This window comes from Mycobacterium sp. SMC-13, from assembly GCF_045311035.1.
In the GTDB taxonomy this organism is placed as follows: domain Bacteria; phylum Actinomycetota; class Actinomycetes; order Mycobacteriales; family Mycobacteriaceae; genus Mycobacterium.
In genome coordinates, this window is the sequence record NZ_JBJIAI010000014.1 from 1 (window position 1) to 12,265 (window position 12,265).

A 12,265-nucleotide genomic window follows, 5' to 3' on the forward strand; every position below is an offset into this window, starting at 1 on the left:
ATCATCCTCGGGAAGGTGCGCCCTTTCCTACGCCGCCTCGCCGAGGCTCATCCACAGGTTCTGATCATTGCTCCCCGTTGCCGGCACCGTGACTGTCGTGGCCATGGGCGGGCTGACCGTCGCCTGTGGTTCGCAGGGCAACAACGCGCCGGCCACCGTGACGGTCACCCCGTCGAGCACCACGACCACCACGACGACGGCCAAGCAGCACCACGGCGGTGGTGGCGGCGGTAGCGCGGGCGGCGGTCAGCAGCAGGCGCCGGCGCCCGCTCCGGAGACGGTGACCAACACCGAGACGGCCACCCAGACCGAGACCCAGACGCAGACCGAGACCTCGACGTCGGTGCAGACCTCGACGGAAACGTCGACGTCGGTGCAGACCTCGACGGTCTACCAGCCGCAGCCGCGCGAGCGCGGCGGCTTCAACAACTTCGGGCCGCAGCAGCACTGATCAGGCCCTGAGTTAGGTCCGTCACTGCTTGTATGCAAGCTTGCATGCAAGTTGCTACTGTCGTCCCGTGGCCATTGATCAGACTCCCGCCAGCGAGCGCGCCTACCGTGACACCAAGAGCAAGATCCTGGTCGGCGCGGTCAAGGGCGGGCAGCTGCTGAGCGAGGTGGAAGTCGCGGCGGAGCTCGGCGTGAGCCGGACACCGGTGCACGAGGCCTTCCTGCGTCTGGCGGCCGAGGACCTGCTCGACCTGCTGCCCCGGCGGGGCGCCGTCGTCGTACCGATCCCACCGCGTGAGGCCACCGACCTGCTCGAGATGCGCCTGGCGCTGGAGGGCAGTGCTGTGCGCCGCCTCTGCCGTTCTGAGGCCACCGCGCAGGCAGTGGCTGCCGAACTCGCCCGGCTGATCGACCAGCAGCGTGGCGCGGCCACCGATCTGGCGCGCTTCGCCGAGCTCGACGACGCCTTCCACCGGCACATCGTGGACTCCGCCGGCAACTGCATCGCGCAGCGGTTCTACGGCTCGTTGGGCGACCGGCAACGCCGCATGATGGCCGACGCCGTGCAGGCCGACCAGACGCTCGTCGAACGGCTCATCGCCGAACACGCCGAGCTGGCCCAGGCCATCGACGTCCGCGACGCGACGGCGTTCGACGCCCGCCTGCTGGCGCACCTCGAGTCGACGTACGAGGTGGTGCTGCGATGAGTCGCGCCCGTGTGAAGCCATGGCTCGCCGTCGCCGCCGGTGTCTTCTGCATCGGTTGGGGCGGAAACCAATTCACCCCGATGCTGATCGAATACGTGCACCGCGCCGGATACTCGCGCGTGGACGTCGACGTCCTGCTGGGCGCCTACGTGCTGGGCCTGATCCCCGGCCTGCTGGTCGCGGCGGCCATGTCGAACCGGTACGGCCGGCGCCCATTGATGGTCGCGGGCTTGATCAGCTCGGCGCTGGGCAGCCTGATTCTCGCGACCGGTGAATTGGGCGGATTCCCAGCACTTTTCGTCGGCCGGCTGCTGTGTGGGCTGAGCGTGGGTGTCGCGATGGCCGTCGGTTCGACCTGGATCGCGGAGCTGTCCGCACCGCCGTATGACACCGCAGCGACGGGGGCCGGCGCCCGGCGGGCCTCGATCTGGCTGTCGCTGGGGCTGGCGATCGGCCCCTTGTGCTCGGGCCTGCTGGCGCAGTTCGCGCCGCTGCCGTTGACGCTGACGTACCTGGTGCAGGCGGCGCTGTGCGTGCCGGCGCTGTGGCTGGTGCTGACGCAGACGGTCGAGACCCGGGGTGCTCGGGTCAGTGGAGACCTGTTGTCCCAGTTGCGGGTTCCAGCCGCCACGCACCGCCGCTTCGTCCGCGTCGTCGCGCCGATGGCGCCTTGGGTGTTCGGTTCGGCGGCCATCGCGTACGCCATCGTGCCGGCTCTGGTCGCCGACCGGCTGGGCCCATGGGCGCTGCTGTACACCGCGGGTCTGACGGTGCTGACGCTCGCCTGTGGCGTGCTGGTGCAACCGATCGCCCGCCGGTTGGACGACCATTCCAGCGCCCGCGCGGTGGTGGTGTCGATGGTGCTGATGTCGGCCGGGGTGTTCGCCGCGGTCGCCACGGCGGTGACGCGCTCACCGGCCATCGCGGTGCTGGTGGCCATGCTGCTGGGCAGCGCGTACGGCATCGCCATCGTGTCCGGGCTGCTGGAGATTCAGCGCATCGCCGAACCCCACGAACTGGCCGGGGTGTCGGGCGTGTACTACTCGCTGGCGTACGTCGGCTTCCTGCTGCCCGCCGTGCTCGCCGCGCTGGCCCACTACGTCAGCTACCCGGCGATGCTCACCGTCGTCGGCCTACTTGCGGCAGCCTGCACCGTGATCTGTGCGGCAGGCTGGTCCAAGCACCTGCCGGCCCGCGCTTAGCGGTTGCGGGCGACGTTGGCGCCCAGGTACAGGACGTAGCCGATCACGCCGACGGTCGCGAGCTTGCGGGTCTGGGGCACGATCAGGCCGACGCCGAGCGCCGTCTCGATCGATCCGTTGACCTTGAGGTGCTTGTCGATGTCGTCCGGGAACGCCGTCGCGGTGATGCCCTTGAACAGGTCGGGCTTGACGAAGTGTGCCAGCCCGGCCAGCGCGAGGCCGATCCCGGCCAGCAGGCCCTTCTTTCCAGCGGTGTTCTCAGCGGCGTCGGTCACCTGTGGTCCTCTCTGATCACGAAATCTTGTAGTCGCTCAACGGAAATTCGGAAGCTTCCCGAATCGCCGTCTCGGTCGACGACGGGCGCAGCAGCGTGGGCTCACCCGCGGGATTGAAATAGTACGAGTGCGCGCTGGCGCAGTTGCCGAGGGTGAACAGCGAGTCGCCGAGCAGTTCGGTCATTCGGTCGAGGAACGCGGTGTTGGCTTCCTCGGTGACCTCGAACGTCGTCGCTCCGCGTTTCTTCACTTCGGTGAAAAGCCGGTCCATCAGCCGCATCTGGTACTCCATGGTGTTGAAGAAGTTCAACCCAAGGAACGCGTACGGACTGGCCAGGCTCAGGTAGTTCGGGAAGTACGGCATCGAGACGCCCTGGTAGGCCTGGAAACGCGTTTCGCGCCACCACTTTCCGAGATCACGGCCCTCGCGGCCGATCACCTCGATGGCCGGGAAGTTTGCCTCCCACAGGTCGAAACCGGTGGCGAGGACCAGGGTGTCGATCTCGACCTTGACGCCGTCGTTGCCGATGATGCCGTCGGCGACGATGTGGTCGATGCCGGCGTCCTGCAGGTGCACGTTGGGCCGGTTGAAGGCCTGGTAGTAGCCGTTGCTGAAAGTCGGCCGCTTGCAACCGAAGTCGTAGTCCGGGGTCAGCCGGCGCCGCAGGTCCTTGTCGCGGATGACGAAGAAGCGGTGCATCTTCGACAGGTCGGACGCGGAGATGTTGAAGCGGCCGCGGAACATTCCGTAATGCCGGACCCCGACCGACACCATGACCTCGTAGATCGAGTCGGTGAGCCAGCGCAGTACACGCTGCGTCAACGGGAATCGGGCGAACATCTTCTTGGCGCGGGCGCCGAAGCGCGGGTCGATCTTGGGTACCACCCAGATCGGCGTGCGCTGGAACACCGTCAGGTCGGCGGCGGTCTTGGCCAGCTCGGGAATCAGCTGCACCGCGGTCGCGCCGGTACCGATGACGGCGATGCGCTTGCCGGCCGGGTCGTAGTCGTCATCCCAGTCGGTGGTGTGGATGACGCGACCTTCGAAGCTTTCGATGCCGGGGATCGCCGGGATGTTCGGCTGCGACAGGAAGCCGGTGGCCGTGATCAGATAGCGCGCGCTGAGCGTTTCACCGTCGGCGATGTTGACGCGCCACAGCGACGCTTCCTCATCCCAGCGGGCGCCGTTGACGACGACGTTGAACCGGATGTGCCGCCGCACGTCGTACTTGGCGGCGACGTCGTCGGCGTACCGCTTGATCTCCGGGCCCGGGGTGAACAGCCGCGACCAGTTCGGGTTGGGCTCGAAGAAATAGGAGTACGTGGTGGTGGGCACGTCGACCGCGAGTCCGGGATAGTGGTTGACGTACCAGGTGCCGCCGAGGTCGTCCTCGCGCTCCAGGAGGGTGAAGTTCTCGATCCCGAGGCGTTTGAGCTGGATGGCCGCACCGATACCGGCGAATCCTGCGCCGACGATGACCGCGTCGAACTGCTGCGTCGTCATATTCAGACGGTACCTCAGGTACCGCTTCGCGCCACGAACACAAGCGCCGCGGCGACCGCCAGCGCCGGGACGTCCAGGGTCTTGGATCCCAGGTCATGGCGGGCCCCGGTGATCTCGATGAGCTCGGTGGGCGCCGGGATCAGCTGGGCTGCGGCCGTCAGCTCGTCGATGCTCCCGAACGGGTCGGCTGTGCCGTGGGTGAAGACCGTCGGGACCTTGATCTGGCCCAGGTGCTCGGTGCGCGCCCGCTCGGGCTTGCCGGGCGGGTGCAAGGGATAGGAGAACAGCGTCAGTGCCGCCAGGTCAGCGCCCTGCGCCGCCACCATCGACGTCATCCGGCCCCCGTAGGAATGGCCGCCGGCGATCACCGGGCCATCGGTCAGCGTGTGCGCCAGTTCGATGGCCTCGACGATGCCGGCCTGATCCGACGCCGCCGAGTTGGACGGCGGCCCCTTCGGGCGGCGGCGCCGGTAGGGCAGGTTGTAGCGAATCGCCAGCCAGCCGTGACTGGCCCATTCGTCGCAGAGCCGGATGATCAGTGGGGCGTCGCGGCTACCGCCCGCGCCGTGCGTCAGCAGCACGACGCCCGTCGGAGTGCGTTCAGGTTCGTGCGCGACACCCGCGATGTCCTCGAGGCTCATGCTCAGGCCCGATCGTCTTCGCGCGAGCGCTCATCCGCCAACCGGAAGAGCGCGTTGACCGGACCGTGGCCGCGGCCCAGCGGGTAGGCCGCCCGCAGGCATTCGGTGACCCAGCTCTTGCCGAACGCGACCGCGTCGGGCACCGAAAAGCCATGCGCCAGTGCGCAGGCCGTGGACGCGGCGAGGGTGTCACCGGCGCCGTGGTCATGGCCGGTGTCGATGCGCTCGGTGGTGAATTCGTAGAACTCGTTGCCGTCGTACAGCAGGTCCGGGCTGTGATCGCTGGATCGCAGATGGCCGCCCTTGACCAGGGCCCACTTCGGGCCCAGGCCGTGCAGGGCCTTGGCGGCATCACGTTGAGTCGCGGCGTCCACCACGTCGATGCCGGTGATCAGCCGGACCTCGTCGAGGTTCGGGGTGACCAGCGTGGCAATCGGAAACAGCTGGATGCGAACCGAATTCAGCGCGCTCGGGTGTAGCAGCGGGTCGCCGTGCATCGACGCACACACCGGGTCGACGACCAGCGGGATGTCGCCGTCGAGGCTCTGCCAGGTCTCCGCGACCGCGCCGATGATCTCGGCCGAGGCCAGCATGCCGGTCTTGGCGGCCTGGATGCCGATGTCGTCGACCACCGCGGTGATCTGCCCGCTGATGATGTCGAGCGGCAGCTCGTGAAAACCCTTGACCCCCACCGAGTTCTGCACCGTCACCGCGGCGACGGCGACGCATCCGTGCACGCCGAGCATCGCGAAGGTGCGCAGGTCGGCCTGGATTCCGGCGCCGCCGCCGGAATCCGAGCCGGCGATGGTCATCACCCGCAGCGGCGTTTCGCCCGGCGGGGTCAGAGGTAAAAAGGTCACGGACGCATCATTCCAGCATGGGTAGATACACCCGGTTGCCGTGGTCGGCGAACTCCTGCGATTTCTCCGCCATGCCCTGGGCGATCTCGTCCGCGTAATCGGGAGCGACCCCGTCCGGGTAGGCGTCGCGGATGTCCTGCGTGATGCGCATCGAGCAGAACTTCGGGCCGCACATCGAGCAGAAGTGCGCCGTCTTGGCCGGCTCGGCGGGCAGCGTCTCGTCGTGGTACTCCCGGGCCGTGTCCGGGTCGAGCGACAGCGCGAACTGGTCGTGCCAGCGGAACTCGAAGCGGGCCTGCGACAGCGCGTTGTCGCGGTCCTGCGCACCGGGGTGACCCTTGGCCAGGTCAGCGGCGTGCGCGGCGATCTTGTAGGCGATCACCCCGTCCTTGACGTCCTTGCGGTTGGGCAGGCCCAGGTGCTCCTTGGGGGTGACGTAGCACAGCATCGCGGTACCGGCCTGGGCGATGATCGCCGCGCCGATGGCCGAGGTGATGTGGTCGTACGCCGGCGCGATGTCGGTCGCCAGCGGGCCCAGCGTGTAGAACGGGGCCTCCTCGCACAGCTCTTCTTCCAGGCGCACGTTCTCGACGATCTTGTGCATCGGGACGTGGCCCGGGCCCTCGATCATCACCTGCACGCCATGGGATTTGGCGATCTTGGTGAGCTCGCCCAGGGTGCGCAGCTCGGCGAACTGGGCCTCGTCGTTGGCGTCGGCGATGGAGCCCGGACGCAGGCCGTCACCGAGCGAGAACGTGACGTCGTAGCGCTGCAGGATTTCGCAGAGCTCTTCGAAGCGCGTGTAGAGGAACGACTCCTGGTGGTGCGCCAGGCACCACGCCGCCATGATCGAGCCGCCGCGCGACACGATGCCGGTGACGCGCTTGACGGTCAGCGGGATGTAGCGCAGCAGCACGCCGGCGTGGACGGTCATGTAGTCGACGCCCTGCTCGCACTGCTCGATGACGGTGTCGCGGTACAGCTCCCAGGTCAGCTTGGTGGGATCGCCGTTGACCTTCTCGAGCGCCTGGTAGATCGGCACGGTCCCGACCGGGACGGGGGAGTTGCGCAGGATCCACTCGCGGGTCTGGTGGATGTCCTTGCCGGTGGACAGATCCATGATCGTGTCGGCGCCCCAGCGGGTGGCCCACACCATCTTGTCGACCTCTTCGGAGATCGACGACGTGACAGCCGAGTTGCCGATGTTGGCGTTGACCTTCACCGCGAAGGCCTTGCCGATGATCATCGGCTCGAGCTCGGGGTGGTTGTGGTTGGCCGGGATGATGGCGCGGCCGATGGCGACCTCGTCACGGACCAGCTCGGCCGGCACGCCCTCGCGCTCGGCGATGAACGCCATCTCCGCGGTGATCTCGCCGTTGCGGGCGCGCTGCAGCTGGGTGCCGCGGTCCTTGACGACGCCGGGGCGGGCGGGCAGGCCCTTCTCCAGGTCGATGGTGGCGGTCTCGTCGGTGTACGGACCCGAGGTGTCGTACAGGTCGAGGTGGTCGCCGGTGGTCAGGTTGACCCGGCGGAACGGGACCTTTCCACCGTCGGGAAGCTCCCGGTAGACCTTGGTGCTGCCCTGGATCGGGCCGCAGGAAAGGTCGTTGAATACAGCAATTGCAGTCATCTGCTTACTCCCTACGCCGGCATTACCCGGTCAGGTTCATACGGTCGACGGCGCCATTCAGCCGTCCTCTCAGCGCACCAGGGTGTGCGCTCCCGCGCGGACGTTGTTCACCGTAGTCGATGCGCGCCGGAAGGCAAGGGTGCGTTGCGGCCCGGTGAACGGAACGGAATTGTCATGAGGTCGTTTGTATAGCTAACATATGTTTTTCTGATATTGGAGCGAAGACCGACTGATGACGACTGACACCGAGCTCACCGGGCAGCCCGACACCGCACTCGCGGCAACCGCGCGCCGACGCGTCCAGATGGACCACGACCACCCGCGCTACAAGTGGGTCGTGCTGGCCAACACCACGCTGGGCACACTGCTGGCCACGATAAACGCCTCGATCGTGCTGATCTCACTGCCGGCGATCTTCCGGGGTATCGGGCTGAACCCGCTGGCGCCGAGCAACGTCAGCTACCTGCTGTGGATGCTGATGGGCTACCTCGTGGTGACGGCCGTGCTCGTGGTGCCGTTCGGCCGGCTCGGGGACATGTACGGCCGGGTCCGCATCTACAACCTGGGTTTCGTCATCTTCACGCTGGCGGCCGTCGCGCTGTCGTTCGATCCGTTCCACCTCGGTGGCGGTGCGATCTGGCTCATCGCCTGGCGGGTGATCCAGGGCGTCGGCGGCGCGATGCTGATGGCGTCGTCGTCGGCGATCCTGACCGACGCCTTCCCGGCCAACCAGCGCGGCATGGCACTCGGCGTGAACATGGTGGCCGCGGTGGCCGGATCGTTCCTCGGTCTGCTGATCGGCGGGTTCCTCTCGGAATGGGAGTGGAAGGCCGTGTTCTGGGTCGGCATCCCGATCGGCGTGATCGGCGCCATCTGGAGCTACCGCTCGCTGCGTGAGCTGGGTACCCGGTCGCCCGGCAAGCTGGACTGGGCCGGCACCGTGACATTCGGCCTGGGCCTGACGGTGCTGCTGCTCGGCATCACGTATGGCATTCAGCCGTACGGCAATTCGCCGACGGGCTGGGGCAGTCCCGCCGTCCTCGGCTCCATCGGTGTGGGTCTGCTGCTGTTGGTGGTGTTCTGCATCATCGAGCTCAAGGTCGAGTCGCCGATGGTCGACATGCGGCTGTTCAAGTCGGCGACCTTCGGCATGGGCAACCTGGCCGGGCTGCTGTCGTCGGTGGGCCGCGGTGGCCTCCAATTCATGCTCATCATCTGGCTGCAGGGCATCTGGTTGCCGCTGCACGGCTACGACTTCGAATCGACGCCGCTGTGGGCGGGCATCTACCTGCTGCCGGCGACCATCGGCTTCCTGGTGGCGGCACCCGTCGCCGGCAGCTTGTCCGACCGCTTCGGGGCGCGGCCGCTGGCGGTCGGTGGCATGCTGCTGATGGCGGTGACCTTCGTTGCGCTGCTGCTCATTCCGGTCAATTTCGAGTACTGGGAATTCGCCTTGCTGGTGTTCCTCAACGGCGTCGGCGGCGGTATCTTCACCGCGCCGAACACCGCGGCCATCATGTCCAGCGTGCCGGCGGCGCAGCGCGGCGCGGCATCGGGTGTGCGGTCGACGTTCTTCAACGCCGGCAGCTCGCTGTCGATCGGTATCTTCTTCTCGCTCATGGTCGTCGGGCTGGCCGGCACCTTGCCGACCGCGTTGTCCAGTGGTCTGCAGCAGCAAGGGGTTTCGGCTGACGTCGCGCAGCAGGTGGCCGAACTGCCGCCGGTGGGCAGCCTGTTCGCGGCCTTCCTCGGCTACAACCCGATAGCCGAGCTGCTGGCCCCCTTCCACACCCTGCAGCAGCCCGGCGTCAACGCAGGCACGCTGACCGGCCAGACGTTCTTCCCGCAGCTGATCACCGAACCGTTCCACTCCGGCCTGGTCGTGGTGTTCGGCGCGGCGGCGATCATGATGCTGCTGGGCGCCGTGGCGTCGATGTTCAATCCGGGTACGTACGCCACGGAGCCCGGCGCCGACAACGAGGCGTGACGGCCGATCAGCGGTCGAAAACGGCTGTCAAATAATCGGATTCGGGTAACGACTGGCACGCCAGCCGGACGCCGATCCCGAGTTCGTAGTCGTCGAGGGTGTCGTTGACGCGCATGCTCACCACGCCCTGGCGGAGGGTGTACGCGCACGCGCCGCAGTTACCCTCGCGGCATGCGTAGGGTGCGTCGATACCTTTGTCCAACAGGGTATCGAGCAAGACCTGAGTCTTAGGCCAGCTGATCTCGTGGGTATCGCCGTCGATTTCGACCGTGGCGGTGGCGGACTCGCCGTCCGCGCCAGCATCGGTTGCCGGCTCCGGCGCGGCGAAGGCATCCGTGGTCAGGGAGACGAAGACCTCGCGGTGCACGTGCTCACGGGCGACGCCGGCGTCGTGCAGGGCGGCCGCGGCCACGTCCATGAATGCCGCTGGGCCGCACAGGTATGCGGCGGTGTCGGCGCCCGGCTTCGCGGGCAGCAATGTGCGCAGTCCGGCCGGAGTGGGTAGGCCGGACTCCGACTCGAGCCAGTGCGCGACCGTCAGCCGGTCACCATGCGCCGCAAGCAGTTCCGCCAACTCGGCGTCGAAGATCACCGAGTCGCGGTCGCGGTTGGCGTAGACCAGCGTCACCCGGCGGCCGGACTGCAGCAGTTGGGCGCGGATCATCGAGATGACCGGAGTGATGCCACTGCCGGCAGCCATGAAGATCAGCTCGCTGTCTGCCGGGCGGACAGTGAAAGCGCCTGCGGGCGTGAGGGATTCCAGTGTCATACCGGCCTCGGCATGGTCGCACAGCCAGTTGGACGCGAGGCCGCCCGCGGTGCGCTTCACGGTCACCTTGAGGTGCTCGTCGGTGGACGGGCTGCTCGACAGTGAATAGCACCGCGAGACCGAGCTGTCGTGCGCCGGGATGCGCAGGGTCAGGAACTGGCCGGCCTGGTAGGCGAACTGCTCACGCGCGTCGTGCGCGGCCATCAGGACGAGCGACACGGCGTCGGGGGTCTCGGTGATCACCTCGACCACGGTCAACTCGTGTGACCTGGACGCTGTCGATGCGGTCATGGGAAATGCCTTCCGTCGTGGGACCAGGTCAGATTGTCGCCGCTAACTGTGCCATTGACAAATGGCACAGTTAATGATGACCTAGTTGCCGTGACGGAAACGGATCGGGCAACGCTGCCCGAAGTACCCACGCGCGCAACGGTGCGCGCCGCGCTCTCGGCCACGGTGACCCGCTGGACCTTGGGCAATCTGACCAGCGTCATCCCGATGAACACCCCCGGTGTCTGGTTCGGGCGCGGGCTGATCGCCACCATCATGGAGGCCTTTGGTTCCATGCCCGAAGGCACCAGGATCGTCCCGGTCCGCACGCCGCACCTGCGAGGCGAATGGGTTCTCGGCCCGGGTGTCGAGTTCGGCAGCCGCGCCGGCTACTACGTGCACGGCAGCGCGTACGTCATCTGCTCGGCACGCACCCACCGCAAGCTGGTGGCCCGGTTGTCGGAGGCGACCGGACTGCCGATGTTCGTCGTGGACTACCGGCTGGCACCCGAGCACCGCTTCCCGACGGCGGCCGAGGACGTCGAAGCCGGGTACCGGTGGCTGTTGTCGGAAGGCTATGCGGCATCGGACATCGTGATGGGCGCCGACTCCGCCGGCGGTCACCTGACCTGCGACATGCTGCTGGCGCACGCCGGTGACGCGGACTTCCGGCCCGCGGGCGTGGTGCTGTTCTCGCCGCTGATCGACGTGACGCTCGGTCTCGCACTCGAGCAGGAGAAGGCGACGTACCGCGATCCGGCGATGTCGGCCACCGCGGCCGCGCGCATGGTCGGGCTGTACACCCAAGGGCAGAACCTGGCCGATCCGCGGCTGCGCCTCGACTTCGCCAAGGCAGATCAATTGCCGCCCATACTGATTCAGGTCGGCGGATTCGAGATGCTGCGCGCCGACGCGCGCTACCTCGACGCCGAACTGCGCCGCGCCGGCGGCACCAGCACGCTCGAGGTCTGGCCCGGCATGGTGCACGTCTTCCAGGCCCTGCCGCATCTGGCACCCGAGGCCGGCCCGGCACTGCGCCGTGCCGCGGCCTTCGTCGACGCTGCCTACAAGCGATCCAACGAGCTCGAAGAGGTGTGCTGATGATCGGCCTTGACACGATCCTGAATGTCTTTCGCGGTCAGCGCCGCTCGGACAAGGCGAAGGCGGTGGTCACCGGCGCCGGCAGCGGCATCGGGCGGTCGTTCGCGCTCGAGCTCGCGCGCCGGGGCGGCGAGATCATCTGCGCGGACATCAGCCTGGAGCGCGCGAAGGAGACCGTCGCGCTGATCGACCAGCTGCCGACCGGCAAAGGGCACGCCGTGCAGTGCGACGTCGCCGATCGCACCGCCATCGAGCTGCTGGCCAAGCAGGCGCAGGAGATCTTCGGTGGCGCGCCGACGTTGGTGATCAACAATGCTGGTGTCGGTATCGGTGGAAAACCGGTGGGCGACATCGGTTTCGAGGACTGGGACTGGGCGCTCGGCATCAACCTGTGGGGCGTGGTGTACGGCTGTGAGGTCTTCACGCCGTTGCTCCGCGAGGCCGGCCGGGGCGGCATCATCAACGTGGCCTCGGCCGCCGGGTTCGCCGCCGCACCGTCGATGGCGGCTTACAACGTGTCCAAGGCCGGCGTGATGTCACTGTCGGAAACCCTCGCCGCCGAACTCGACGGCACCGACATCGCCGTCACCGTGCTGTGCCCGACCTTCGTGAAGACCAACGTCTTCACCGACGGCCGCATCACCCCGAGCTCGATGAGCCTGAGCCAGCAGCTGGCTCGCTGGACCGGCCTGTCCGCCGACAACGTCGCCGCCCGCACCCTGGACGCGCACGACGGCGGCCGGCTCTACGTGGTGCCGCAGATCGACGCCACCGTCATCTGGCACCTCAAGCGACACTTCCCCGCCCTGTACGTCCGCGGCGCCGGACTACTCGGACGCGTACTTCCCAAGGACTGAAAGGAACCCATC

Annotated in this window: 12 protein-coding genes and 1 riboswitch; of the genes, 6 read left to right on the top strand and 6 right to left on the bottom strand. The window is 67.6% G+C overall.

The genetic code is table 11. The features are described 5' to 3' along the window. Positions 1–67: 67 nt before the first annotated feature. The 3 genes from ACJH6I_RS20070 to ACJH6I_RS20080 all read left to right on the top strand — a co-directional run bounded on the left by ACJH6I_RS20070 (position 68) and on the right by ACJH6I_RS20080 (position 2,359). Positions 68–451, top strand: a complete 384-nt coding sequence (locus ACJH6I_RS20070) for a hypothetical protein (RefSeq protein WP_406784416.1) — start codon at positions 68–70, stop codon at positions 449–451. Between the two features lie 67 nt (positions 452–518). After that, entirely contained in the window at positions 519–1,157 is a 639-nt protein-coding gene (locus ACJH6I_RS20075) for a GntR family transcriptional regulator (RefSeq protein WP_260936730.1), read from the top strand. Next, positions 1,154–2,359, top strand: a complete 1,206-nt coding sequence (locus ACJH6I_RS20080; protein ID WP_406784417.1) for an MFS transporter — start codon at positions 1,154–1,156, stop codon at positions 2,357–2,359. Before ACJH6I_RS20075 ends, ACJH6I_RS20080 begins: the two co-directional genes overlap by 4 nt. Here ACJH6I_RS20080 and ACJH6I_RS20085 read toward each other — a convergent pair. The 5 genes from ACJH6I_RS20085 to thiC all read right to left on the bottom strand — a co-directional run bounded on the left by ACJH6I_RS20085 (position 2,356) and on the right by thiC (position 7,269). Further along, positions 2,356–2,634, bottom strand: a complete 279-nt coding sequence (locus ACJH6I_RS20085; RefSeq protein WP_406784418.1) for a hypothetical protein — start codon at positions 2,632–2,634, stop codon at positions 2,356–2,358. The two genes, ACJH6I_RS20080 and ACJH6I_RS20085, sit on opposite strands and share 4 nt — an antisense overlap. A 16-nt stretch (positions 2,635–2,650) precedes the next feature. Beyond that, positions 2,651–4,138, bottom strand: coding sequence for a flavin-containing monooxygenase (locus ACJH6I_RS20090; protein ID WP_406784419.1), 1,488 nt, complete (start codon positions 4,136–4,138; stop codon positions 2,651–2,653). 14 nt (positions 4,139–4,152) lie between these two features. Then, complete coding sequence (locus ACJH6I_RS20095; protein ID WP_293017765.1) at positions 4,153–4,779, bottom strand: alpha/beta family hydrolase; 627 nt, start codon at positions 4,777–4,779, stop codon at positions 4,153–4,155. Positions 4,780–4,781: 2 nt separating this feature from the next. After that, a complete protein-coding gene (thiD, locus tag ACJH6I_RS20100; RefSeq protein ID WP_406784420.1) occupies positions 4,782–5,639 on the bottom strand; it encodes a bifunctional hydroxymethylpyrimidine kinase/phosphomethylpyrimidine kinase in 858 nt (285 codons plus the stop codon). 7 nt (positions 5,640–5,646) lie between these two features. Further along, positions 5,647–7,269, bottom strand: coding sequence for a phosphomethylpyrimidine synthase ThiC (gene thiC, locus ACJH6I_RS20105; RefSeq protein WP_406784421.1), 1,623 nt, complete (start codon positions 7,267–7,269; stop codon positions 5,647–5,649). Continuing rightward, positions 7,260–7,375, bottom strand: a riboswitch (TPP riboswitch). (Overlaps the previous gene by 10 nt.) 126 nt (positions 7,376–7,501) lie before the next feature. Between thiC and ACJH6I_RS20110 the strand changes: the two genes are divergently transcribed. After that, positions 7,502–9,256 carry an MFS transporter gene (locus ACJH6I_RS20110; RefSeq protein WP_406784422.1) on the top strand — a complete coding sequence of 585 codons (1,755 nt, stop codon included), beginning with the start codon at positions 7,502–7,504 and terminating at the stop codon, positions 9,254–9,256. A gap of 7 nt (positions 9,257–9,263) precedes the next feature. On the opposite strand, the gene ACJH6I_RS20115 is transcribed toward ACJH6I_RS20110, so the two are convergent. After that, positions 9,264–10,316 carry a 2Fe-2S iron-sulfur cluster-binding protein gene (locus ACJH6I_RS20115; RefSeq protein WP_406784423.1) on the bottom strand — a complete coding sequence of 351 codons (1,053 nt, stop codon included), beginning with the start codon at positions 10,314–10,316 and terminating at the stop codon, positions 9,264–9,266. 90 nt (positions 10,317–10,406) lie between these two features. Here ACJH6I_RS20115 and ACJH6I_RS20120 point away from each other — a divergent pair, with 90 nt between their 5' ends. Together ACJH6I_RS20120 and ACJH6I_RS20125 are read left to right on the top strand one after the other, a co-directional pair. Further along, positions 10,407–11,396 (top strand): alpha/beta hydrolase, encoded by a 990-nt coding sequence (locus ACJH6I_RS20120; protein ID WP_406784424.1) that lies wholly within the window; start codon positions 10,407–10,409, stop codon positions 11,394–11,396. Continuing rightward, complete coding sequence (locus tag ACJH6I_RS20125) at positions 11,396–12,253, top strand: SDR family NAD(P)-dependent oxidoreductase (protein WP_110767803.1); 858 nt, start codon at positions 11,396–11,398, stop codon at positions 12,251–12,253. The genes ACJH6I_RS20120 and ACJH6I_RS20125 overlap by 1 nt, the downstream gene beginning before the upstream one ends. The last annotated feature ends 12 nt before the right edge of the window (positions 12,254–12,265 follow it).

Coding starts and splice junctions, on each gene's coding strand:
- ACJH6I_RS20080 (WP_406784417.1), top strand. CDS start 1,154: ATGAGTCGCGCCCGTGTGAAGCCATGGCTCGCCGTCGCCGCCGGTGTC.
- ACJH6I_RS20090 (WP_406784419.1), bottom strand. CDS start 4,138: ATGACGACGCAGCAGTTCGACGCGGTCATCGTCGGCGCAGGATTCGCC.
- ACJH6I_RS20095 (WP_293017765.1), bottom strand. CDS start 4,779: ATGAGCCTCGAGGACATCGCGGGTGTCGCGCACGAACCTGAACGCACT.
- thiC (WP_406784421.1), bottom strand. CDS start 7,269: ATGACTGCAATTGCTGTATTCAACGACCTTTCCTGCGGCCCGATCCAG.
- ACJH6I_RS20110 (WP_406784422.1), top strand. CDS start 7,502: ATGACGACTGACACCGAGCTCACCGGGCAGCCCGACACCGCACTCGCG.
- ACJH6I_RS20115 (WP_406784423.1), bottom strand. CDS start 10,316: ATGACCGCATCGACAGCGTCCAGGTCACACGAGTTGACCGTGGTCGAG.
- ACJH6I_RS20125 (WP_110767803.1), top strand. CDS start 11,396: ATGATCGGCCTTGACACGATCCTGAATGTCTTTCGCGGTCAGCGCCGC.